The following is a 24,696-nucleotide window of genomic DNA, read 5'->3' on the forward strand; positions in this document are numbered from 1 at the left end:
CTTTTGCTGCTAGATTATTCATTGATGCTGTCATTGTTGCTGAGTTATTCTCTAGTGTTTGTCCATTATGTAAATTCGCTTTTGCGTTATTACCTAAGGCTTCTCCTAGTTTGTTGATACTTTGCATCAATTCTCTCATCTCATCAGTGTACTGTTCATACACTTTTACACTATCACTATAGTCATCCTTTGTATAACTTGATAAAACCCTTAATATCCTTGTAGTAGCGTCATCTAAACTATCAAGCATTTTATTAAGAGTATTTTTTAGTGTTACAACTGTTGGATTAGAACTTTCTGAATTAATTCTACACTTGAACATACCTTGTTCAACTTTATCTGTAGTAAGAACTATCTCTCCAATAACTCTCATATCTTCTTTTGTTCTTTTATCAACCTCTTTTATCTTTTTATTCCATCTTTTAAGCATTTCATCAACTTTTTTATTTCCTGTTGACTCAATATAATCAAATTCACTTTTGTTGTAAGAAATAAAATCAATAAATTGCATAAAATATTTATCTATGTTTTCTAAATCTCTATTTGAAATAGCGCTGAACACCTCTATCCTTTTTTATTTTTCCAATAATACTAAAAAAGAAGAACTATTGGTATATTATTTTTGTTATCTAATATCAATTCTAATTAATAGTTTTATAAACCTTGGTTAAAAAAATTTTACTTTTTAGAATTTATACTTAAGTTTATTTTGAAACTAGCTCCTTTGTAATATTTATTTTCATATTTAAACTTTTTATTTGAAACTGATATATTACCTTTTAATAATTTGGTAACTATTTCTTGAGACATATAAAGACCTATTCCTGTTCCTTGACTTTTATATTTTGTAGTGAAATATGGTTCAAAAACTCTTGTAATAATTTCTTCATCAATTCCATTTGCACTATCAAGAATCTCTATAGTAACACTCTCACTATCAACTTTTGAATTTATAATTATTAGTTTATTATCAATAGTATTTTCAAGTAAGGCATCCCTTGAGTTGTTTAAAATATTTATTAATACTTGAATCAGTTCATTTTCCAATGTAAATAATCTAATTTCTTCAATATTTTTTACGATAGTTATGCTTTTAGCTTTAAACTGAGCTTCAAGTAAAGCTAAAGATTTCTCAATAGCCTCTTCTAAACTAATCTCTTTAAAGCTACTATTTTTAGGATTAAAGAAGTTTCTAAAATCCTCAATTGTCTGAGATAAATATTGTGCTGACTTATTAATATTATCCATTGCATGAGTTAGGTCTTCATCCTTTAAGATATCCATATCTTTTTGTAGTTTTATTCCTGTTGCCGCTGTTGAGATACTAGACAAAGGTTGTCTCCATTGGTGAGCAATATTATTTAACATCTCACCCATAGCAGCCATTTTAGATTGTTGATAAAGAATTTTTTCTTGTTGTTCTTTTTCTAACTCAAGTTTTTTTCTAGCCGTAATATCTTGAATTGTTCCTATAAGAATATTGTTATGCTTATCTATTTCACCTTTACAATCAATCAATACAGATTTACTATTATCATTTTTTCTAATTTTATAAATACAACTATGTTCTTTATTGTTTAAGATTGAATTATTAATTGATTTTACAAAATAGTCTGTGTACTCTTTGTCCATTAAATCTTTCATAAAATCAAGATTCACTTTTTTATTTTTATCAACTCCAAATATTCTGTAAACCTCATCAGACCAATAAACTTCTTTTGTATTAAGGTCAAATTTCCAATCACCTAACTTTGCAACCTTTTGAGCTCTCATTAAATTCTCATTTTTATTTTTTAATGCAGTTTTATAAGATAAAAATTTTCTCTCTAAGTATTTAGACATAAAATAAGACAATACAAGTACTACAAGTAAAAATGCTGTACTTAAAATTACTAAATTTTTTAAATATTTATCATACTTTTTTTCTAAAATCTTTTGCCTTTTTTCAATAATTGAGTTTGCATCTTCCATATTAAAACCCGAACCAATAACCCAATCCCAATTATCAAATTTTTTCATATATGCAATTTTATTTTTAGGGTACTTATCCTCAATTGTTTTATATATCTTGTAATCAAAAAAATCTCCTCTTCTATTTGAATCTACAAAAAGTTTAAATCTTTTAGATAGTTCTCTATTAATATGAATATCATGGATATTCACACCAATCATCTTTTTGTGGATAGTACTAATAATCTTTCCATTATTATCAATAGCAAAAATATATCCATCATTTTTATACTTTAAATTTTGAACTATTTCTAATGCTTCTTTTTTCACTTCTTTTGTAAAGTCATTCATATACTCACCAGTACCAATAAACCAATCATAGGGTCCAAATCTTTTAAAGAAGCCTATTTTTAAAAAGTCTTCTTCTCCTTCATTTGGTTTATTCCAATACCACTCATAAAAAACCTCATCTTTTTCTTTTAGAAGCTTATTCATCTCTTGAAGAAGAAAAGTTCCTTTTGCATCAACATAATGCCATAGGCTTTTGCCTTCTAATTTAGGAAATGCCGAGTTTAAAACATTTATACCATTCATTTTATAAATGAAAAAATAACCTCTACCGTTTAAAAAACGTATCTCACGGAGTGCTTCTTTTATTAATTTAATAATCTCTTCTTTTGATTTTATATCTTTATTATTTTCATATATAGCCATAGCAATATTATGTGCATTTGTTACATGACTTTTAAGTGTTAACTTTAAGGTTTTAGTTTTTGATTTATCTTTTTTCTCTATGAAATCATATGCTTTGTTTGTAATAAACTCTACTCTTTCTCTCTCTTGTTCTACAAAGTCTTTTTGTATCTGCTCTTTTTCAGATTTTATATTTTGATCATGTTCTATTTTTATAAGATACCCAATAAAAATAGCAATTGAAAAAATAAAAATAATAGGTGAATATTTTATTATATTTAAAATTCTATTTTCATTTTTATCAATCATAATATTACTTTGTTATTTTTCTTCTTTTATCCACTTTTTATATAAAGCCTCATGCTCATCAATCTCTTCTTTTGAAGCTTTCCTTCTACAAGACATATAGCCCTTTGTGCCATCATAGCTCTCAAAAGGATATACTGTTGCAAAAACCCAATAATATCCTCCACTTTTTGTAGCATTTTTTACATAACCAGACCAAGTTTCACCTTTTTGAACTGTATCCCAAAGAGTTTTAAATGCAGCCTTTGGCATATCTTTGTGCCTTACAATATTATGTGGCTGACCTATTAACTCTTCAAAACGGTACTCAGCTATTTCGCAAAATGCATCATTTGCAAATCTAATTATTCCTTTTTCATCAGTTTCACTAACTAAAAAGGTATATTCACCTAAAATCTTCTCTTCAGACATATCTAGCCTTTAGTTAAACTGTTTCTGTTTTGCTTCATCAACTAAATCATTTGCCATAGATAAAGTATTATTTGCTACTTGTGCAACATTATTTGCTTCACTTGCATTTTCTTGAGTTACTCTATCTAACATTGAAACAGTATCATTGATTTGTTCTATTCCAGTCATTTGCTCTTTAGAAGCACTTGAAACATCTGAGATAATTTCTAAGGTTTCAGAAATATGGGCATTTAATTCTTCATATCCTTTTATCATACTATCCGATATCTCTTTACCTTCAACTGTCTTGTTTCTTGCATTTTCCACTAAATTTTTAATTTCTTTTGCTGCTTCAGCAGATCTATTTGCTAAATTTCTTACTTCTTGAGCAACTACAGCAAAGCCTTTACCCGCTTCTCCTGCTGTTGCTGCCTCTACTGCAGCATTTAAAGATAAAATATTTGTTTGGAAAGCAATTTGATCAATAACAGTAATCGCTTCATTAATAGAAGCAACCTCATCATTAATCTCATCCATTGATTTTGCAGTTTTAGAAGCAAGATTTTGTCCACTCTCAACTGATTTTTGAACTGTTCCACCTAAATTTGCCATTTGTACTGCATTGTTAGCATTGTTTCTTGTAATAGATGTAATCTCTTCTAGTGCCGCAGCTGTCTCTTCCAAAGAAGCTGCTTGTTCATTTGCTTTATGCGCAACATTTTTCACTGAGTTATTCATACTAATAGAATTTTTCTCTAACCGTTGCCCATTTTCAAGGTTTTTCTTTGCATTAATTGATAGACTTTCACCTAAAATATTAATTGATTGCATAACCTTTAGCATATCTTCACTAAGTTTAGGAGAGATATCTATTTTTTCTCTATAATCATCATTTGCATACTTCTCTAAAGAGCTTTTTAATTGATTCATATTCCCTTCAGTTGTATCAAGCATCGTATTAATAGTATCTCTTAAAGCTTTAATCATAAAATTTTTTGACTCACTATGAATTCTACATTTGTAAGTCCCTCTTGAAATTTTGTCCATTGTTAAAACTACTTCACCTAGAACTTTCATATCCTCTTTTCTAATCACATCAATTTTATCAACATATGAATTCATCTCAGTAAGAATAAGACCTATCTCATCATTTTTCATATATTGAGCTTTTTGGATTCTATTTGTTCTCATAAAAACAAAATCCATGATATCATCCATATATCTTTTGAACCTTTCAATTCCACCTGTAATTCTTTTCATTGCAGCAAAGTTTAAATATCCAACAATAATTGCGAAAAATAAGTTAACAATTAAGATTGCTACTAAGTCATTTGATGTAATAATTGCTGTTGTAGTAATGACAGCAAAGCCTATTTGTGCTAAAAGCATATTAATTAAAAGTTTTGCTTTTGAAGAAAGATTCTTATACATTATAGTCCCCATAATATTTTATAAAGATTATTATATCATATTTTGATTACTTTTGAGACATTTCTGAGACATCTATAAATGTTATATTAAGTTAAAAAACTACTTTGTTTATTGTTACTATGTTACTAAATCTAAAAGTATTGTAATAAGGCTATTTTAAATAATTATTTTTTTGAGATTTCATTAAAATAAGGAAGTGATTTTTTTTTGAAAATTTTATCAAAATGGCACGCCTGGTAGGAAAATCCTAAAGCGATTTTAAAAACATAAAATGCCTTAAAAAGGCACTTCTTTTCTTCAAAAAAATATATTTTATAGTTATATATAGTTATTTTTGGCGCAAAATTGGAACAATTAAAATATATAGTAACTACCTCAAATAAATAAACTTTAGTATTATCTAACTAGATTTATAATACAATCAAAATAAATTATAATCAAGGATTTATAATAAAAACTCTAATAATTATATTAATATTCACACTATCTTTAAATGCTGTATCTTTTTCAAAATCTAAAAAACTACTACTTAAAAAAGTTTATCATGATAATATGGTTACTTTTTATTGTGAAAATCCTTATGAAATAAAAAGAGTAAAGGGAAAAGAGAAAACTCTTATTATTCAAGATGAACAATACTATACTCCAAGAAATAAATATTATAAATCTGGAAAAATTAATACCCGAGCACAAAGAGTTGAATGGGAACATGTAATGCCTGCTCATAACTTTGGAAAACATCTTCCTTGTTGGAGAGATGGAGGAAGAAAAGCTTGTAGAAAAGATAAAACTTTTAAAACAATGGAAGCTGATATGCATAACTTAGTTCCTGCTATTGGTGAAGTTAATGGAGATAGAAGTAATTATAGATATGGTGCTAATAAGCCAAAAGCTAATCAATATGGTAACTGTCAGTTTGAAGTAGATTTTAGATTTAAAAGAGCATATCCAAAAGAAGATATAAGAGGTGATATTGCAAGAACTTACTTTTATATGTCAGATAAATACAATGTAAGACTATCTAAACAAGAAAGAAAGATGATGGAAGCTTGGAATAAGCAAGACCCCGTTTCAAAATGGGAAAGAATCAAGAATAAAAGAATTGAAAAACTTCAAGGAAATAGAAATGAATTTATCTATAAATAAAACAAGCAAAAGGTATTTATAATGAATTTAGATAGTATTCAAAATGAAATTAAGTCTTTTTCCAAAAAAAGGGATTGGGATAAGTTCCATTCTCCTAAAAATCTATCTATGGCTTTATCAGTAGAAGCCTCTGAATTAGTTGAAATATTTCAATGGCTAACTGAAGAACAATCTTATAATCTAGGTGACTCAAAGAAACTACATGCAGAAGAAGAAGTAGCAGACATTGCTATATATCTTTTAAGAATATGTACAAAACTTGATATTGATTTAGAAGATGCTATTTTAAAGAAAATGAAGAAAAATGAAGAAAAATACCCAGTAGAAAAAGTAAAAGGTTCTGCTAAAAAGTATACGGAAATATAAATGTCATTTGAGTATTTAACTAAAGATTTTATATTTGACCATAATGCTTTTGACCAAATAAAAGAAGAAGCTCCAAATTATTATATTTTTCCAACAGTTTATATAATTTATTGTAAAAAGACAAAAAGAGCTTATATTGGTGAGACAACTAATATATTAAATAGATTAAATCAACATCTGAAAAACTCTGATAAGAATCAATTAAAGAATGTAAAGGTTATATTTAGTCCTTTCTTTAATAAATCTTCTGTTCTTGATATTGAATCAAACCTTATTCAAAATATGTTAGCTGATAATCAGTTCAAACTATTAAATGGTAATGATGGTATTTCAAATCATCACTATTATCAAAAAGTAGAATATACAAATACTTTTAAAGACATTTGGAAAAACTTACAGTTTGAGAAATTAGTTAAGCATGACCTATTGGATATTCAAAACTCCGACTTATTTAAATATTCTCCATATAAATCACTTTCAGAAGACCAATATCAAGCTATAAGAGAATACTTATTTACACTTCAAGGTTCATCTGATAAAACAACTACATTTATTCAAGGAAGTGCTGGAACAGGTAAAACGATTCTTGCAGTTTACCTTATAAAACTATTACTAAGTAATATAGATGAAGAAGACTTAGAGGATAACTTTGAAGTAAGTCCACTTATTGAATTGTCACAAGAAGTAAAAAGTAACCTTACTAATGATAAAGATGAACTAAAAATAGCTTTAGTTGTGCCTATGACATCACTTAGAAAAACTCTTCAAAATGTATTTAAAAGTATTCATGGATTATCAAAAAATATGGTTATAGGTCCGAATGAAGTAAAGAAAGACTATTATGATTTACTAATAGTAGACGAAGCCCATAGATTAAAGAGAAGAAAGAATATTACTGGCTATGCAGAGTTTGATAAAACAAATAGACATTTTGGACTAGATGAAAACGGAAATGAACTTGATTGGATATTAATGTCTAGTGATAATCAACTATTCTTTTATGATGAAAAGCAATCTATAAGACCTACAGATGTTGAAAAAGAAAAGTTTCAAGCTATTAAAGACTCAAGTAATACAATATTATTAAAATCACAAATGAGAGTTGAAGGTGGTGAGGGTTATATTGAGTTTGTAGATAGATTACTAAGTAACAATGATGTTCAACCATTTGAATCTATAGGTTATGAATTAAAGTTGTTTACATCAATGCCTCAAATGATTAAAGAACTAGAAGAAAAAGAGAAAAGGCATGGGCTTTGTAGAACAATCTCTGGTTACTCTTGGAAGTGGGTATCAAATAAAAATGATGTTCCTGATGTAACAATAGATGGAGTTGATTTATATTGGAATAGAACAAGTCAAGATTGGATTAACTCAACAAAACAAATGACAGAAATGGGATGCATTCATACAACTCAAGGTTATGACTTAAATTATTCAGGAATCATCTTTGGTAGTGATATTACCTATAATGAAGAAACTCAAAAAATAGAAATTATTAAAGAAAACTACTTTGATAGAAACGGTAAGGTAGGTATCTCAGATGAACAACTACATGGCTATATCATTAACATCTATAAAACTATAATGTATAGAGGAATAAAAGGTACCTATGTTTATTGTTGTGATGAAAAACTTAGGAATTATTTTAAAAGATTCATCATATAAATAATATCTCATACAAAATAATAACCTAAATAAATTTATTGTAATATTATAATAAAATTCAAAGGATATAAAGTGATTTATAAATTAAAAGACTACAAAGCACTTCTTTATAGGTACGGATTTGCATGTATGTTTATAATACTAGGTCTATATGTAAATTTTAAAAATACAAGGACAGGTATTCCTAGACTTGAATCTTTAATGGAAAATATTACTTTAGTATGGTATGTGTTAATGTTATTATCTTTTTTATATATAGTGCTAACAATTCGTAATACAATCAAAGGAATAGTTATAAACGCTGAGCAAAAAACAATTGAATTTCCTACATTATTCACAAGAAAAAATGCTAACTATAGTGAAGTTACCCATGTAAGGTATGAACCAGGGAAAAATGAAATAATTTTAACTGGAAAAAGTTCTCCAATAGTATTTAAAGTATACTCTGATATTGTAGCGCAAAATATACTATCAAAAATCACAGAAGCTAAAGCTAGTTAAATACACCTAAAGTAAAAATATAATTTTGATAAATTTAAAGATATTAGGTATTTAAGAATTACAGTTAAAAATAGTTTTCTAAAAATTAATTTATATTAAATTGACTATTTACAAAAGCACTTATTTCCTTATTTATGGCATTTTTTATTTGCACGTATTTATCTTTGAATTTATTTAACTCATTTTGCTTCATTAAAGGAATTTTATTTATTGCTATATCATTATAAGTAGCTACGATAAAATTATCTAGTTTCCTTAAATTATCTATTATATTAACAGCATTAATCATATTTAGCTTAGTTGTTGAAAATGTTAAATATTCATTAGTCTTTAAAAAATCCTTTTCTATTGATTTGAATACATCTTTATTATCGTACTGCTTTAAATAAGTTTTTTTATTGTTTATCCTTACCGAAATATCATGCCAAGTAGATATAAGACTTTCTACTATTTTATAATACTTATTTAGTTCAATACTTATATCTTCTATATTTTTTAAATTGTATTCTCTTCTTTTTTCTTTTAATATATTTTTTTTGCTTAATTCTTCTTTTTTTATTTCACTTTTATAGCGTTCAACTTCACTCTTTAAGTTATTGTTATTAGTATGTCTTGTTGCTAAAAATGTAATAAAGGCTGGTAATCCAATTGTTATCGCTGTTTTTAAAACTTCTGCTATTGGTTCATTCATTTTAATTCAATTTCATTTGATGGTTGTTCAAGTTCAAGATTATCTTTCATTTTCTTATACTTTTTATTCAATAATTTTGAAGCTATCATATGTCTTATTTCTTTATCTATTATCCCATCAAATCCTAACTTGGAATTTCCAAAAATCATACTATAAATAACAATTGCTGTTGCCATTTCTTTATAATTCAATGCAAGCATAGCCCAAGCTTCACCTGGTGACATAAAACTTGCTCTAGTAGATAATGAGAAGTCATCAAAACAAGCAATATCATCATCATAAGTACTTTCATTAATATTTTCACTTTTAATTATATATTCCATCTCATCAAACATTGAGAAAAGTTGAGAAATATATCTATTATTTAAACTATCTTTCTGATTTATATTTACACTAAAGTGAAAGTTCTTATTATCATAAATATACATAGGATGAACCATATGTAAAACTGAATGAATTTCTTTAATTTGAGCTACAGTCTGGGGCTTCATTAATGTTTTAAATAAAGAAGGAGGAAGCCTATCTTTATCAACTTCATGTTCCCAAATAATGTCTCTTCTTAAAGATAGATTCATAATAATATTGTAATGTTTACCTTTTAAATCTTCTCCTGTAATCCTTAACTCGCTATCATCTAAAGCTATATATTTAGTTGCATAGCCAACTAGTATTTTTTCTTTTCCAACGGTAATAATAATATCATCCTCTTTTATTACATCGATAAAAGTTAAAGCTTGATTTACATAAACTTTTGCAGTTCGTTTTGCAGAAGTTTTATCTTTACCTGTTTGTGAAGCAATTCTTTCTGTTAATTTAATTTCTGCATCCATTGGATTTACTAAAAAATCATCGACTGATTTATAACCTAATGCATCTATATGTCCAATTGCAGCAATTCCATATTCTTTAAAGTTATCATAATATCTTGAATGTTTTTCGCATCTAACCAACCAACACTTTGTTTCTGAATTAAATTTTTTAATATTTAACATTTCTAATAACTTTTTAAACTCATCTGAACTCATGGTTTACCTTATAATATTTATTTTTACTAAATTATATTTTAAGTTCTCTAAATATATTATAATAAATGTATATATTAAAAGAATCTCAGATTAAAATGATTTATGAACTTCTCTTCTCATGGCTGCAAATATCCTTCAAAAACAACCATAAAAAACTATGGAAAAACTTTTTTGATACTAATCTAAAAAAGCATTATATTTTATATAAAAATGAAAATGCATATTTAAAAAAGTTTAATTTAGACAAAGAACAAGTAATAAGAAATAGTATTGAGTCTTTTTATCCTAATTTAGATGATTATTATATTTCTTGTTTGATTGAATATTTTGAACTATTTACAATTAACAATAAAATTAGAATACTAAAAAAAGATGATTTAGAAATACCTATTTATTTAGAAGTTATTGAAGCATTAACTTATATAAGAAAAATAGATTCAATTATAGAAAAATCCCCTAAAAGAGATGGAAATCATCATGGTACTAGACATAGACAAAGCAGTATAAAGAATCTAATAAATACCCAATTAAACATTTTAAGAAATAGATTAGATAATCCTTTCTTTTCTATATCAAATGAAGATGAAATTAGTAAAACAAAGTTTCAAATAAAGTTTATAGAAGCTTCATTAAAAGATAAATATAAAAATCTTCCTGAGTGGTTAAACTTTATAAAAATAAATGTAGGATTTGATAATTCACTATTAGAGTTTACTAATAATGAAATTGAAGCATTTAATCAATTAACTTACTTCTTTAATGGTATAAAAACATCAAATGAAGAACTAATTAAAAGTGTAACTATTATTTTAAAAGAAAAATCAAATATAAAATCTTCTCAAAAAGAGTATCATAAAAAACTAGTAGAAAGTATTTATAACTTGACTTACTTCTTTTTTGAAAAAGATATACAATCATTTGAATTAAAAAATAAAAAAAGAACTTTTAGTTATAAAGAAAAAAATATAACTAGACAAACTCAAATTAAAACATTTCTATATGATACCCCTATATATACTTACAAAAATAAAACCTCAAAAGATGCTTTAGAAGAATTATTTGAAATAGGATTAGATAGTATTTTTGGTATACAAACTATGCTTGAAGAAGACAAAGAAGTTACTAAAGAAATATCTGAATTTAAAGAACTAAAAAACTTTCTTAGATTCTTAAAAAAACTTGGTATTAAAAAGGATGATTTAAAACAATTATCAAAACTTCTTGAAACTCAACAAATTAAATAAGAGCAAAAAAAGCTTTTAGATAAATTCCTAAATAACACTCCTCTAATATAAACTTCTTTCTGTAATTACACAAAAGATAACGCGTTATCCAAACAACACACAAAGGATAAACAATGTTAAAACTAAAAGGAATACTAATTAATACAATTGGTAAAAGCAAGTATAAAAAAGAGGATGGCTTAGAAGTTGAAACAAAAGCAAAGCTTCAAATCTTAGCAGAAGTTGTAAGAGCAAATGGAACAAAGGTAAAAGAGCTTCATACAATCTCTATTCCTGATTCAAAGATTGAGTTATACAAAGGGAAAGAGAACAAAGAGGTTGAAGTTGATGTAGGAATCATATCTTCTAAGTATAGTTTCTATGGTCTTTAATCTATGGGGACACTCTTTATAAAAAATCTTGATAAACGGAGGTTTATTAAATTTTTTTAAAGGTGTCGCAACAAAAAAGTTAGGGGTTATTAGTAATACCCCTTGCTTAAACACAAGGAGAAAAAACATGAGTGAAATAAAAAAACTTTATGGCATTGATACTTTATATTTCTTCTTTGAATCTAATGAAAACTACGATAATTTATTTTTAGATATTTTAGACCAAATAGAAGATATAAAAGGAAAGTTTGAGAAAAGAGAAATTGAGTATGAGAACAATGATATCTCTATTACTATAGAAGATATACATTTAAACTATTTAGGAAAGAAAGAAGGCTTTTATTGGTTTAAAGATTTAAATGAGTTTTTTAGAATTGGATTTAAAGACAAGTATAAAAACAGAGGTTTAAATGATATAAGAGTACAACTACAAGGAAATGGTATTTATACCCTTGGTATTAGTTCTTTAATTACTTTACTAAAAGATATGCTAAAAGGGTATATAAGTGATTATATTCCAGTTACAAGAGCAGATATAAACTGTTTTATACAGTATGATTTATCTTTTATTTCTAAAGATATGTTTAGTACAAGAAAGAGAAAGTATTCAACTATAAACGAAATAGGAGATGCAAACAGTACACAAACTATCTATGTAGGAAAAGAGCCATTTAAACTAAGAATTTACAATAAAGGTTTAGAGCTTAAAAAGTCAAAGAAGTATGAGCTTATGAATGAGTACTTTTTAAATAATGACCTTAGTTTAGATAAACCATTATTTAATATAGAGTTTCAAATGAATAGAACTCATTTAAGAGCCTATGAGATATTAACAGTAGAAGACTTACTACATAATGCAAAGAATCTATTTAATCAAGCTATGGAAGATATAAGACTAATAGATACAACATCTATTACAGATGATACTTTAAAGCATAATAAGTATAAAGCAAAAACTCATAGCTTATGGCAAGAGGTAAAAGATGAGTTTAATATAGTCTCTTTCTTACAATCAAGTATTTGTTTAAAAAGAGTAAAAAGAAAAGTATCTATTTATGATGAAAATAGATTTGAGTTTGAATATATAGCTTTACTAAGAAAAGCATTTATAAATAACTTACTAATAGATAGTGAATACTTATCTAGTTTATTTACAAAAGCAAAAGAATCACAAAATAAAACAACCTCAAATAAAGAACTAAAGAAAAGATATATAGATATAGAAGTTATTAACCCTGATAACTCAAAACAACATTTTAGACAATTAGAAGATAAAACTATAATTGAACCAATTAAAACTATATCTGTATCAACACTAAGTGATTATGATTTACTTAGATACTTAGAAAAGGTTCAACTAAAACAACACGAATCAAAAAGGAATAAAGATATTTATGAAGTTGCATTAAAAGAAGCTCTTAAAAGAGATTTAGTTCCTAATGTTTCGACTAAGGAGGTGCATGATGAACATCTCGTTTGAAAACCTTGAGAAGATAGATACTATTCTTGATAAGTTAAATGCTTTAGAACAAAAAATATCAAGTGAAAAAAGATGGCTAAATGTATCTGAAACAGCACACTATTTAGGATATTCAAAAGACCATATACATAAACTAAAAAATGAACACTTCTTACAAGGAGTTCACTATCATAAGAAAGCAGGAAGAGTACTATTTGACAAAATTGAACTTGACAAATGGGTAACCACTTCTTTATCAAAAGTTGATACAAAAGAGATTATAAATAATGTACTTAAAGGAGTTTTATAATGAACTTCTTAGTAATAATCTTTTACAATAATACTGTAAGAAAAGAGGTGTCTTATTATGGTATTTATGGGAAGGAATCCATAAATGTATAAAATGACTCAACCTAAACTCTACTCAAGGGGAAAAACTCTTTGGGTTAGGTTCTCTTATGATGGTGAAGTTATAAAACGGTCACTAAATTTAGAGAGCACAAAGGCTAATAAAATATTAGCAAACACACAAATTATTCCACAAATGATAATAAAAGTTCATAGTGGAGAGTTCTTTAACATTGAAAAACAAAAAATGCCTACAGTTGATGAGTATATGAAAGTCTCTTTTGAATTGCACAAAGGAAATAGGTCATACTCTACAAGCTACTTATATGATAAAAATTATAATCGTCATGTGAAGCCTGTTTTTGGAGATATGAAATTAGATAAGGTTACTAGTTCAGATATTACAAGATGGCAAAATGAATTAAGAGAAAAGAAAAGACTTAAAAAAGGTTCTATTCTTAGAGTTCGGTCTTGCTTAAATGTAATGTTTGAGGATGCAATTGAAAATGACATTATTCAAATCAATCCTATAAAGAAAGCAAAAAAACTTAGAGAAACTGAAAATCCCTTAGTAAAAAGAGTGAAACTAAAACCTTTTAATCTAATGGAAATTCAATCTATTCTAAATGTTTTAAAAGATTCAGATAAAAATCTTATTGCAACATTTTTTTATACTGGAATGAGAGCAGGAGAAGTCATTGGCTTAAAATGGGAATATGTAGATTTTAATAGAAAGACTATTGCTGTTAGAGAACAAATGGTAAGTGGTGTTCAAAAAGAAATATTAAAAACTACAAAAAGTCAAAGAACAGTTCCTATAATAAATACTCTACTTCCATATTTAAAACATCAATTTGAATTAACTGGTGATTGTGAATATGTATTTTTAACTTCAAGAAGTAAAAAACATTATCATAGTGCAGGAAAAATTAGAGAGCAAATTTGGGTAAAAGCTTTAAAAGAAGCAAAAGTTCCTTATAGAAATTTACATCAAACAAGAGGAACATTTATTTCAACTCTAATTTCAAATGGTGAAGACATAAATTATGTAAGTAAAATTGCAGGACATGAAAATGTTAAAGTTACTTTGGAAAGATATTCTGAATATATTCCATCGAAAAATGATAATTTTGGTGATTGTTTCATAGCCTAATTAGTACAAAATTGGCGCAAAATTGGAACAATCCAAATGTAAAAACGCTACAGATGCCTATTTATGGGGTGTACAGAGAAATGGCACGCCTGGTAGGATTCGAACCCACAACCACCCGGGCCGAAACCGGGAGCTCTATCCAGTTGAGCCACAGACGCGTTAGTTTTGAGAAACGTATTTTACAAATTTTGTCATTAAGACTATCTTATCTTATATCAAAGGTAAGTTTATTTTTACTATAATCCCTATAATTAGCTTTAGAAAGGGCATCTATGAATTATAAAATTACAATTTTTAAACTTTTTATTTTACTATTTTTACCATTTTTAGTTTTTGCACAAGACAATGACATAAAAAAAAGTGTAGATGAACACCTAGATGAACAAATGCTTGTAGCACTAAAAGTAGTTGAAAATATAAATAAAGAAAAATATCTAAGTCAAACTATAAATGAAAGAGAATATGACAAACAAATAAACTATCTGCTAAATAAAATAGCTATAAATCAAAGAGAAGAAAACTTTGTCGCCGTTAAAAGAGATGAGATAAATCTTCAAATCTTACAAGAAAAAAGAGAATATGAAAAAACATTAAAAGAGATAATTCAAGCAAAGAATTCATACAAAGACAAAGACTATTTTAAAAAAATTTTAAAAGATAATATCTCTTTATTAGAAACTAACTCAATTACAAAATATAAAGAAATTTATAAAAAAGCTAAAAACGACAAAGGAAATCAAGTATCATTAGAGCTTATTGATAGTTATAATACATTAAAGAAACAAAAAAATAAACAACACTTTGTTTTAAAATATCTTTTAGGAAATATGGACGCATACAGAAAAAGCTATTTTTTTATAGATAACTTTAATATTGACTATGTAATCTCTAAAATTGATGCCCAACCTATGATTTCAACTATTTCACAATTTACATCTTATTATTTTAAGTTCTCAATTGGCGAAGTTATATTTGTAATCTTTGTAATGGGATTCTTTAGAATAATCAATACAAAACTAATATTCTTGTTTACAACATTCATAAATAAAATATTTATGAAAAGAAGTGATAAAGAAGAAGATGAGATGGAACTTTTCATCAAAGACTCTATTGAAAAACCACTTATCTTTGCACTTTACACACTATCTATTCATATCTCTTTATATGCTTTAATAAAAGATACAGAAGATATAAATACTATAGTTCCATGGATTAATACAATTTATATTGGTATATTAACATGGGCTGTTTACTCTTTACTTGACAACTGGATTTCTAACTATGCAGAAAATCTTGTTGAGAAGTACCCAAATGTAAGAAGAGAAATGATTGCATTTATATTAAGAGTTACAAAGGTGGTTTTAGTCTTACTCGTAATTTTATTTCTTTTCACTCAACTTGGTATTGATATAAAAGCTATTGCCGCTTCTCTTGGTGTGGGTGGTATCGCTATTGCTTTAGCATCTAAAGATACTTTAGCAAACTTCTTTGGTTCATTAAATATTATGACTGATAACTCTTTTTCACAAGGAGATTGGATTGTTGCAAATGATGTTGAGGGAACAGTAGTTGATATTAGAATGAGAACAACAAGAATTAGAACTTTTGATAATGCAATGATTACAATACCAAATTCTGAGTTAGCAACAACTCATATTAAGAACTACTCAAAAAGAAAAATTGGTAGAAGAATTCAAATGTCAATTGGCTTAACTTATGAAAGTTCTATGAGTGATGTAAAAAACCTAAAAGAAGATATTAAAGAAATGCTTATAAATCATCCTGATATAGCAACCATAAACAACTCAATGGTAGGTAGCCCAAGAAGATTTGAAGCTGCAAAAAGAGAAGACCTTCAAGGTGTTAAAAGAACACTTTTAGTTTATATTGATGAGTTCGATAATAGCTCAGTTAATATCTTAGTTTACTGTTTTACTAGAAGTCCAGATTGGGAAGAGTGGCTAAGAGTAAAAGAGGATGTAATTATGAAAATTAGTGAGTTAGTCAATAAAAACAATTGCGAATTTGCTTATCCTACTCAAACACTTTTTGTAAAAAAATAAAGCTTAGGCACTAGAAGTTTCTAGTGCTTCTTTTTCATCTCTCTTTTATTTATATACATTAACTCATCTACTTTATTAAGTAAAGTTTCAAACTCATCACCCTTTTTAAATGGAACTAATCCATAAGAGAAAGAGAATCTAAGAGATTTAATTTTAGAAGACTTTAGTCTTTGTTCAGCTAGTTTTTCTTGAGCTTTAGCCATCTTTTTATCAGGGTTTAAAACTGTTGAGTTATCTTTATTAAATAGTACAATAAACTCATCTCCAGCATACCTTACAATATCTACTCCTGGTAAATTTAATTCTGCTTTTAGGAAGTTTACTAAGTATTTTAATACTTGATCACCTATTATATGCCCATAGGTATCATTTATGATTTTAAAATTATTTAAATCTAAAAATGCCATAAAACCATCATGCAGAAAACTATCATCTTTTAGGTAGTTATCCATAAACCATTTTCTATTATAAGAGTCTGTTAAAACATCAGAAAATAGTTCTTTCTGTAAAAAGTCAATTTGTTTTTGCATTCTTTCAAGCTCTTCATTAATTGTTTGAAGAGTGTCAATATCATTGCTTACAATAGCTTCTTTTGCTTTTTTTGTAGAGTCATGTAATGAAGTTAAATTTTCACTAGTCTTTTGTACTACTTTATCAATTGCATCACAATCTTGTTTTAAATCTTTGAAGACTAATAATTCATCATCTAAATCAAAATCTAGATTTTTGGCATTTTCTTCAAAGAGTTTTGAGTACTTTGAGGGAAGAATAATATTCTCTTTTTTTAACTGTTTTAAAGTTAGATATGTAATCTCTTTTAGTTTATTTTCCATATTATTTCCCTAATTTTTTTAATTCCCTAATTATAGTACATTATGAGTTATATCATTTTTAAGTATGTCTCAAATGTAACACAATTATATTATTGCATCTATTAAAACTAAAAAGAAGAATACAATTCCAAGGTAACCATTTACAGTGAAAAAAGCTTTGTCAATTTTTGTAAAATCTTTATTAACCAAATAGTGCTCATATGAAAGCATAATTGCCCCTGCTAATACTGCAAGATAAGTAAATAATCCACTATCAGAACTAATTGCAAATAGAAGCCAAAATACTACAGTAAGTAAGTGAAATACTCTTGAAATAAGCATAGTGTTTTTTGCACCAAACTTACTAGGAATAGAATGAAGCCCTAGTTTTTTATCTACTTCCATATCTTGTAATGAGTATAAAAGATCAAATCCAGCAACCCAAAACATAACTCCAATACTTAATAAAACTGACCATAAAGTAATAGTTTCACTAACTGCTACAACCCCAGCAATTGGAGCAAGAGCAAGTGAAATTCCTAAAATCACATGGGCTAAATATGAAAATCTTTTAAAGTAAGAGTATGAACCAATGATTACTAAAATTGGAACTGCAAGATAAAAAGCTAAAGCATTTACAAAATATGCAACTGCTATAAATCCTAAAGCATTTGCAATATTAAAAATAAGCATTGCTGTTGGACTTACTCTTCCATCAACATTTGGTCTATTTTCAGTTCTTGGATTTAAAGCATCGATATCTCTATCCATATATCTATTGAAGCCCATTGCAAAGTTTCTAGCTGTAACTGCTGCTAAGATACCTAAAGTTAGGAGTTTAAAACCAAACCAAGCAGAGCCATTTGTTTGAACTGATGCAACAATCATTGCTATAAAAATAAATGGCAATGAGAAAATTGAGTGTTTGAACATTACTAGTTCATTAAAGTCATTTAAAAGTTTCTTTATTTTATTCATTTTGGGATTATATCAAAATATAATTTAGTCTTCTTTTGATAAAATCTTTTTATGAAAGAAATTGCAATTATTGGCTCAACTGCCTCAGGAAAAACTGGACTATCATTAGAAATAGCACAACAAACAAACTCAATAATTTTATCCCTTGATTCTTTATCTGTTTACAAAGAGATTGATATCGCATCAGCTAAACCAACAAAAGAAGAGAGAGGTGATATTATTCATTTTGGAATTGATGAAGTTTATCCAAATGAAAATTTTGATGTAACACAGTTTTTTGAGTGCTACAAAAAAGCTAAAGATTTTGCAAAAGAAAACGACAAAAACCTTATTATCGTTGGTGGTACTGGTTTTTATCTAAAAGCCTTGGTTGAAGGACTTTCAACTGGTATCGAACAAGACATCAAACTTGATATTCCATTAGATGAAGCCTATGAACTTTTATACTCGTTAGATAAAGTTTATATGGAAAAAATTGCACAAAATGATAAATATAGAATAGAAAAAGCTTACTCTGTTTATAAACAATCAAATATGTCTCCAAGTGAATATTTTGAAAAGAACCCTAAAGTTCCCCTTACAAAAGATTTAGAGATTTTTGAAATTGTTTGGGAAAGAGAAGAGTTAAAGAAAAGAATAAACCTGAGAACTTCTTTGATGATAAAAGAAGGAATTATTGACGAAGTAATATATTTAGAAAAAAATTATAGAAGAGCTCCAAACTGTATGGCTTCAATTGGAATAGTAGAAACCTTAGATTTTTTAGATGGGAAACTTACAAAAAAAGAGCTTGAAGAGAAAATTTCTTTAAACACAGCAAAACTTGCAAAGCGTCAAAACACCTTCAATAAGGGACAGTTTAAAAATAAAACTTCAAATATTATAGAAAACTTAAATTCAGATATTATTAAGTATTTTTCGCTATAATCCAATCTCAAATTCAAGAGTTTGATAAAGGGCGACAAAGACTCGACCTTTTATTGAACATTTATCAAAATAAGGAAATTTGAAGTGAAAAAAGAAATTCACCCAGATTACAAAGATTGTACAGTAAGTTGTGCTTGTGGAAACACATTTGAAACTAAGTCAAACGTTGAGTCAATGAGAATTGACATTTGTTCTGCTTGTCACCCATTCTTCACTGGTGAGCAAAAAATTGTTGATGCTGCTGGTAGAGTAGAGAAATTCAAAGCTAAATACGCACAAAAATAATTGTTGCTATAAATTGCTTACTTTAGTTCCGACTCCAATAGGAAATCTTGATGATATCTCTAAAAGAGCTTTAACAGCTCTTTCGGAGGCGGAATTAATTTTTTGTGAAGATACAAGAGTCACAAAAAAACTTCTTCAACTTCTAAGTGAAAGAGAAAACTTAGAGTTTAACTACAAAGATTTAAAATCCTTCCATTCACACAATGAAAATCAAGTTTTAAAAACCTTAACACCTGAAGATTTCAATAAAAATATTGTTTATGTTAGTGATGCTGGTATGCCTTGTGTTTCAGACCCAGGAGCTACGCTTGTTCAATACTGTATTAACAATAATTTAGAATATGACGTACTTCCAGGAGCAAATGCAGTTTTAACAGCTTTTGCGATGAGTGGTTTTTTAAATACTGAATTTACTTTTTTTGGTTTTTTAGCTCACAAAGGAAAAGAGCGTAATGAAAAACTAACAAAGGTAATGCAAAGCCCTATTTTATCAATTCTTTATGAGTCACCCCATAGACTTTTAAAGACCCTAGAAGAGATAAAAAATATAGATGAAAACAGAACTGTCTTTTTAGCAAAAGAGATAACAAAACTTCATCAAAAAACTTACAAAGCATCTGCTTTAAATATTTATGAAGATTTTACTAAAGAGAATATTAGAGGTGAATGGGTAATTGTTATTGAACCTACTGAAACTGTGGGAGCAAGTCTTGATGTAAAAGATATTGAAAATCTTGATATTGCGCCTAAAGTAAAAGCCAAACTTCTTGCAAAAATGACAGGAAAAACTGTAAAAGAGATTTATCAACAACTTTTAGATAAAATCTAGCCATGATTATATATGGCAAACAAGTAGTACTTTACGTATTAGATAAACACCCCGACCTTATTGAAGAGGTAATGTTCTCAAAAGAACTAGAGCCAAAACTTTTTAAAAGATTTGCAAAACTTGATAAACAAATTATCAAGCTTGATAATAAAAAAGCACAAAGTATGGCACGTGGAGGAAATCATCAAGGTTTCTTCTTAAGACTTAAAGATTTCCAAACAACTGGATTAAAAGAGATTAAAAACTCTAAGTTTATTGTAGTTCTTGATGGATTAACAGATGTAGGAAATATTGGAGCTATTTGTAGAACAGCTTATTCACTTGGTGTTGATGCAATTATTGCTTCAAATGTAAAACAACTAAACTATGAAGGTATTGCACGAACTAGTAGTGGTGCTTTATTTGACATGCCATTTTGCCAAACACAAAATGTTTTAGATGTAGTAAATGAACTAAAACAAAACAATTTTACTCTAATGGGTGCATCTATGGATGGAGAAAACCTAAAAGAGTTTAAAAATGAAAATGAAAAAACTGCCCTATTCTTAGGAAGTGAAGGTTTTGGACTTTCAAATAAAGTTGTTAAAAAACTTGACAATAAAGTTTCTATTGAAATGTCAAATAGTTTTGACTCCCTAAATGTTTCTGTTGCAGGTGGAATATTAATTTATAACTTAATGAAATAAGAGAAAAGTGATGATAAAGAAACTATTACTAATTTTTACATGTGCTATTGTTTTAAATGCAAATAATCTTGATGAAAAGATTATTCATCTAATTGGAAATCAAAAATATATTGAAAACAAAGGTTTAATTAACTACCTTTTTTCAAAACAAAATGATTTTTATGATGTAAATGGAAATATTAAATATGTTGATTTATTAAATAAACTTCAAGAAAATGGTTTACTTCACCTAGGTTTTGCAAAACCTGAAAATCTAACAATCACTTTTAATATAAACCATGACCCAATTAAGTCACTTAAAATAGTTTCTGATTCACTAAAATCTTTAGGATATTATCACTACTTCACAAAAAAACTTCTATATACACAAGAAGGTACACTAGAGTGGACAATAAACCTAAAAACGGAAGCCGCCATTGACCCTCTTATGTTATCAAAAGAGTTTGGAAAGCACAATTCAAAACCAACTGATATCATAAAAGAGGGACAATTAACTTGGATATATGATGTAGATACATCCCTGTCAACGTTCAATGATGCAAAAGATTTAGTATCAGGTGAACAGATTGATTTGAAAAAGCCACTTAGACCATATTTTTTAAAAGTTTCTAGTGCAAATAAAATATTAATAAAATCAAAGTTTGGTAATAGATGGTTTCCGCACATTGTTTTTTATGACAGACATTTAACAATTGTAGAAGTTATAAAAAAAGAACAAAGACATCAAAATTTAGAAGTGGAAGTACCACAATATACAAGATATATGAAAATAGATGATCTTTTTACCCTTGCTAATATCAAGCGAGGATTAAGTGTAACAATTAAGGAGAAATAAAAAATGTTTCCAGAGATAGAATTTGAAAGAATGAGAAGACTTCCAAACTACGTGTTTGCAGAGGTTAACAATATTAAAATGGAAGCAAGAAGAGCTGGTGAAGATATTATAGATTTTTCAATGGGTAACCCAGATGGCCCAGCTCCTCAGCATATTACAGATAAGTTAAAAGAAACTGCAGATAAACCAAAGAATCATGGTTACTCTGCAAGTGCTGGTATTTATAAATTAAGACTAGCTATTTGTAACTGGTATAAAAGAAAATATGGGGTTGATTATTTAGACCCAAATAAACATGCTTGTGCAACAATGGGAAGTAAAGAAGGTTATGTTCACCTAGTTCAAGCAATTGTAAATGTTGGTGATGTTGCAGTTGTTCCAGATCCAACATATCCAATTCACTCTTATGCATTTATGTTAGCAGGTGCTGGTATTCATAACTTTGAGTTACCATTTGGAAGAGACTTTAAAGTTGATGAAGAACTATTCTTTGAAAGATTACAAAAGACATTAAATGAATCAATTCCAAAAGTAAAATATGTATTAGTTAACTTTCCACATAACCCAACTTGTGCAACAGTTAGACCAGAGTTTTACCAAAGATTAGTTGATTTAGCTAAGAAAGAGAGATTTTATATCATCTCTGATATTGCTTATGCAGATATCACATTTGATGGATATAAAACTCCATCTATTTTCCAAGCTGAAGGTGCACTTGACGTTGCTGTTGAGTCATTTACTCTTTCTAAGTCATACAACATGGCAGGATGGAGAGTTGGTTTCATGGTTGGAAATGAAAAACTAATCGGAGCTCTTAAAAGAATCAAATCTTGGCTTGACTATGGAATGTTTACTCCTATTCAAGTTGCAGCTACTGTTGCACTTGATGGTCCACAAGAGTGTGTAACTGAACATATTGAGAAATATAGAAAAAGAAGAGATGTTATGGTTGAGGCATTTAAAGATGCAGGTTGGGATATGGATGTTCCTAATGCATCAATGTTTATCTGGGCTAAAATCCCAGAAAAAGCTGCACACCTTGGAAGTATGGAGTTCTCTAAACAACTTTTAACTGAAGCAAAAGTAGCAGTAAGTCCAGGTATTGGATTTGGTCACTATGGTGATGGATATGTTAGAATAGCTTTAATTGAAAATGAAAAAAGAATTAGACAAGCTGCAAAAAATATAAAAAAATATTTAAATACGTTATAGGAAGAAGAATGAAAATAGGTATATTAGGTGTTGGAACAGTTGGTGCAAGTGTTGCAAATATACTAAAAGACAATAAAGATATTATCACTGCACGTGCAGGTGTTGAACTAGAACCAGTAATTGGTTTAGTAAACAATATTAACAAAGATAGAGATGTATCAATTAAACTAACAGATAATGTTGATGAAATCTTAAATGACGATTCTATTGATATTATTGTTGAGCTTATGGGTGGAGTTGAAAAGCCTTATGAAGTAATCAAAAAAGCTTTAGCAAAAGGTAAAGCTGTGGTTACTGCAAATAAAGCATTACTTGCTTATCACAGATATGAGTTACAAGACTTAGCAGGTGATACTCCATTCGAGTATGAAGCTGCTGTAGCTGGTGGTATTCCAATTATTAATGCACTAAGAGATGGATTAACTGCAAACCATATTGAATCAATTAGAGGTATCATGAATGGTACTTGTAACTATATGCTTACAAAAATGATTGGTGAAGGTGTTGATTACGATACTATTCTTGCTGAATCACAAGAGTTAGGATATGCAGAAGCTGATCCAACATTTGATGTTGGTGGTTTTGATGCTGCTCATAAACTTCTTATCTTAGGTTCAATTGCATATGGAATTGATGCAAAACCAGAAGATATTTTAATTGAAGGTATTGAAAATATTGCACCAGCAGATATTGAATTTGCAAATGAGTTTAACTACTCAATTAAGCTTTTAACAATTGCTAAAAAAGTTGGAACAAAAATTGAACTAAGAGTTCATCCTGTACTTATTCCAAACAATGAAATGATTGCAAAAGTTGATGGTGTAATGAATGGTGTTTCTGTGATTGGTGATAAAGTTGGTGAAACTATGTATTATGGACCAGGAGCAGGTGGAGATGCAACTGCTTCAGCTGTTATTGCAAATATTGTTGATATTGCAAGACGAGGAAAAGGTTCTCCAATGCTAGGATTTGAGTCTTCTCATGGAGAAAACTTAACATTAATGCCTAAAGATGAAATTCAAACAAAATACTATCTAAGACTTAAAATTGAAGATAAAACAGGTGTTTTAGCTAAAGTTTCTAATATCTTTGCAGACAAAAATATTTCTGTAGAGAAGATGATTCAAAAGCCACTTGATAACTCTTGTGCCCACTTACTTCTTTCTACTCACACTTGCGTAGAAAAAGATATAAATGAAGCACTTAAAGCACTTGAAGATGCAAGTGTAGTAGCAGAAAAACCTGCTATGATTAGAATTGAGGATTAATCCTTAATTCTAACCTCTTTAAAACTTATCTTCGATAATATGGCTTAAAATTATATATT

Annotated in this window: 24 protein-coding genes, 1 tRNA gene and 1 pseudogene; 17 read left to right on the forward strand and 9 right to left on the reverse strand. The window is 27.8% G+C overall.

The genetic code is table 11. The annotated features are described in order from the left end of the window. From CRV02_RS13490 to CRV02_RS13505, 4 genes and pseudogenes are all read right to left on the reverse strand, one after another. A pseudogene (locus CRV02_RS13490) lies at positions 1 to 562 on the reverse strand (hypothetical protein); the annotation flags it as partial. A 116-nt stretch (positions 563 to 678) separates the two neighbouring features. Then, complete coding sequence (locus tag CRV02_RS13495) at positions 679 to 2,952, reverse strand: cache domain-containing protein (protein WP_129090781.1); 2,274 nt, start codon at positions 2,950 to 2,952, stop codon at positions 679 to 681. 12 nt (positions 2,953 to 2,964) lie between these two features. Further along, on the reverse strand, positions 2,965 to 3,360 hold the full coding sequence (locus CRV02_RS13500) for a PAS domain-containing protein (RefSeq protein ID WP_129090782.1): 396 nt from the start codon (positions 3,358 to 3,360) through the stop codon (positions 2,965 to 2,967). 9 nt (positions 3,361 to 3,369) lie between these two features. Further along, positions 3,370 to 4,770: a methyl-accepting chemotaxis protein gene (locus tag CRV02_RS13505; RefSeq protein WP_129090783.1), complete on the reverse strand. Its 1,401-nt coding sequence runs from the start codon at positions 4,768 to 4,770 to the stop codon at positions 3,370 to 3,372. Positions 4,771 to 5,220: 450 nt separating this feature from the next. Here CRV02_RS13505 and CRV02_RS13510 point away from each other — a divergent pair, with 450 nt between their 5' ends. From CRV02_RS13510 to CRV02_RS13525, 4 genes are all read left to right on the forward strand, one after another. After that, on the forward strand, positions 5,221 to 5,916 hold the full coding sequence (locus tag CRV02_RS13510; RefSeq protein WP_129090784.1) for an endonuclease: 696 nt from the start codon (positions 5,221 to 5,223) through the stop codon (positions 5,914 to 5,916). Between the two features lie 21 nt (positions 5,917 to 5,937). After that, positions 5,938 to 6,282, forward strand: coding sequence for a nucleotide pyrophosphohydrolase (locus CRV02_RS13515; protein WP_129090785.1), 345 nt, complete (start codon positions 5,938 to 5,940; stop codon positions 6,280 to 6,282). Beyond that, positions 6,283 to 7,950, forward strand: a complete 1,668-nt coding sequence (locus CRV02_RS13520; RefSeq protein ID WP_129090786.1) for a DUF2075 domain-containing protein — start codon at positions 6,283 to 6,285, stop codon at positions 7,948 to 7,950. It abuts the gene before it with no gap. A gap of 72 nt (positions 7,951 to 8,022) precedes the next feature. Next, positions 8,023 to 8,451 carry a hypothetical protein gene (locus CRV02_RS13525; protein ID WP_129090787.1) on the forward strand — a complete coding sequence of 143 codons (429 nt, stop codon included), beginning with the start codon at positions 8,023 to 8,025 and terminating at the stop codon, positions 8,449 to 8,451. A gap of 85 nt (positions 8,452 to 8,536) precedes the next feature. Here the strand turns inward: CRV02_RS13525 and CRV02_RS13530 are convergent, their stop codons facing one another. Together CRV02_RS13530 and CRV02_RS13535 are read right to left on the reverse strand one after the other, a co-directional pair. Continuing rightward, positions 8,537 to 9,142 (reverse strand): hypothetical protein, encoded by a 606-nt coding sequence (locus CRV02_RS13530; protein ID WP_129090788.1) that lies wholly within the window; start codon positions 9,140 to 9,142, stop codon positions 8,537 to 8,539. Continuing rightward, positions 9,139 to 10,167 (reverse strand): hypothetical protein, encoded by a 1,029-nt coding sequence (locus tag CRV02_RS13535; RefSeq protein WP_129090789.1) that lies wholly within the window; start codon positions 10,165 to 10,167, stop codon positions 9,139 to 9,141. The genes CRV02_RS13530 and CRV02_RS13535 overlap by 4 nt, the downstream gene beginning before the upstream one ends. A gap of 95 nt (positions 10,168 to 10,262) precedes the next feature. Between CRV02_RS13535 and CRV02_RS13540 the strand changes: the two genes are divergently transcribed. The 5 genes from CRV02_RS13540 to CRV02_RS13560 all read left to right on the forward strand — a co-directional run bounded on the left by CRV02_RS13540 (position 10,263) and on the right by CRV02_RS13560 (position 14,742). Next, on the forward strand, positions 10,263 to 11,411 hold the full coding sequence (locus CRV02_RS13540) for a hypothetical protein (protein ID WP_129090790.1): 1,149 nt from the start codon (positions 10,263 to 10,265) through the stop codon (positions 11,409 to 11,411). Positions 11,412 to 11,524: 113 nt separating this feature from the next. Further along, positions 11,525 to 11,782 (forward strand): hypothetical protein, encoded by a 258-nt coding sequence (locus CRV02_RS13545; RefSeq protein ID WP_129090791.1) that lies wholly within the window; start codon positions 11,525 to 11,527, stop codon positions 11,780 to 11,782. Between the two features lie 127 nt (positions 11,783 to 11,909). Further along, positions 11,910 to 13,262 carry a hypothetical protein gene (locus CRV02_RS13550; protein WP_129090792.1) on the forward strand — a complete coding sequence of 451 codons (1,353 nt, stop codon included), beginning with the start codon at positions 11,910 to 11,912 and terminating at the stop codon, positions 13,260 to 13,262. Then, on the forward strand, positions 13,246 to 13,551 hold the full coding sequence (locus CRV02_RS13555; RefSeq protein WP_129090793.1) for a helix-turn-helix domain-containing protein: 306 nt from the start codon (positions 13,246 to 13,248) through the stop codon (positions 13,549 to 13,551). The genes CRV02_RS13550 and CRV02_RS13555 overlap by 17 nt, the downstream gene beginning before the upstream one ends. Positions 13,552 to 13,635: 84 nt before the next feature. Beyond that, entirely contained in the window at positions 13,636 to 14,742 is a 1,107-nt protein-coding gene (locus tag CRV02_RS13560; protein ID WP_129090794.1) for a site-specific integrase, read from the forward strand. Positions 14,743 to 14,823: 81 nt separating this feature from the next. On the opposite strand, the gene CRV02_RS13565 is transcribed toward CRV02_RS13560, so the two are convergent. Then, positions 14,824 to 14,900 (reverse strand) — tRNA-Arg (locus CRV02_RS13565). A gap of 114 nt (positions 14,901 to 15,014) precedes the next feature. On the opposite strand from CRV02_RS13565, the gene CRV02_RS13570 reads away from it, so the two are divergent. Continuing rightward, positions 15,015 to 16,805 (forward strand): mechanosensitive ion channel family protein, encoded by a 1,791-nt coding sequence (locus CRV02_RS13570; protein ID WP_129090795.1) that lies wholly within the window; start codon positions 15,015 to 15,017, stop codon positions 16,803 to 16,805. Between the two features lie 20 nt (positions 16,806 to 16,825). Here the strand turns inward: CRV02_RS13570 and CRV02_RS13575 are convergent, their stop codons facing one another. Together CRV02_RS13575 and mqnP are read right to left on the reverse strand one after the other, a co-directional pair. Next, positions 16,826 to 17,638, reverse strand: coding sequence for a GGDEF domain-containing protein (locus CRV02_RS13575; protein WP_129090796.1), 813 nt, complete (start codon positions 17,636 to 17,638; stop codon positions 16,826 to 16,828). An 84-nt stretch (positions 17,639 to 17,722) separates the two neighbouring features. After that, positions 17,723 to 18,595 carry a menaquinone biosynthesis prenyltransferase MqnP gene (mqnP, locus tag CRV02_RS13580; RefSeq protein ID WP_129090797.1) on the reverse strand — a complete coding sequence of 291 codons (873 nt, stop codon included), beginning with the start codon at positions 18,593 to 18,595 and terminating at the stop codon, positions 17,723 to 17,725. Positions 18,596 to 18,646: 51 nt separating this feature from the next. Between mqnP and miaA the strand changes: the two genes are divergently transcribed. The 7 genes from miaA to CRV02_RS13615 all read left to right on the forward strand — a co-directional run bounded on the left by miaA (position 18,647) and on the right by CRV02_RS13615 (position 24,637). After that, entirely contained in the window at positions 18,647 to 19,522 is an 876-nt protein-coding gene (miaA, locus tag CRV02_RS13585; protein ID WP_129090798.1) for a tRNA (adenosine(37)-N6)-dimethylallyltransferase MiaA, read from the forward strand. Between the two features lie 84 nt (positions 19,523 to 19,606). Then, entirely contained in the window at positions 19,607 to 19,807 is a 201-nt protein-coding gene (gene rpmE / locus CRV02_RS13590; protein ID WP_114838050.1) for a 50S ribosomal protein L31, read from the forward strand. Positions 19,808 to 19,820: 13 nt separating this feature from the next. Then, positions 19,821 to 20,636 (forward strand): 16S rRNA (cytidine(1402)-2'-O)-methyltransferase, encoded by an 816-nt coding sequence (gene rsmI, locus CRV02_RS13595; protein ID WP_129090799.1) that lies wholly within the window; start codon positions 19,821 to 19,823, stop codon positions 20,634 to 20,636. Positions 20,637 to 20,638: 2 nt separating this feature from the next. Continuing rightward, positions 20,639 to 21,322 carry a 23S rRNA (guanosine(2251)-2'-O)-methyltransferase RlmB gene (rlmB, locus tag CRV02_RS13600; RefSeq protein WP_129083978.1) on the forward strand — a complete coding sequence of 228 codons (684 nt, stop codon included), beginning with the start codon at positions 20,639 to 20,641 and terminating at the stop codon, positions 21,320 to 21,322. Between the two features lie 10 nt (positions 21,323 to 21,332). Further along, positions 21,333 to 22,157 (forward strand): hypothetical protein, encoded by an 825-nt coding sequence (locus CRV02_RS13605; protein WP_129083979.1) that lies wholly within the window; start codon positions 21,333 to 21,335, stop codon positions 22,155 to 22,157. Positions 22,158 to 22,160: 3 nt separating this feature from the next. After that, positions 22,161 to 23,369 carry an LL-diaminopimelate aminotransferase gene (locus CRV02_RS13610; protein WP_129090800.1) on the forward strand — a complete coding sequence of 403 codons (1,209 nt, stop codon included), beginning with the start codon at positions 22,161 to 22,163 and terminating at the stop codon, positions 23,367 to 23,369. A gap of 8 nt (positions 23,370 to 23,377) precedes the next feature. After that, positions 23,378 to 24,637 (forward strand): homoserine dehydrogenase, encoded by a 1,260-nt coding sequence (locus CRV02_RS13615; RefSeq protein WP_129090801.1) that lies wholly within the window; start codon positions 23,378 to 23,380, stop codon positions 24,635 to 24,637. The last annotated feature ends 59 nt before the right edge of the window (positions 24,638 to 24,696 follow it).

Origin of the sequence: Arcobacter sp. CECT 8989 (genome assembly GCF_004116715.1) — a bacterium.
In the GTDB taxonomy this organism is placed as follows: Bacteria; Campylobacterota; Campylobacteria; order Campylobacterales; family Arcobacteraceae; genus Halarcobacter.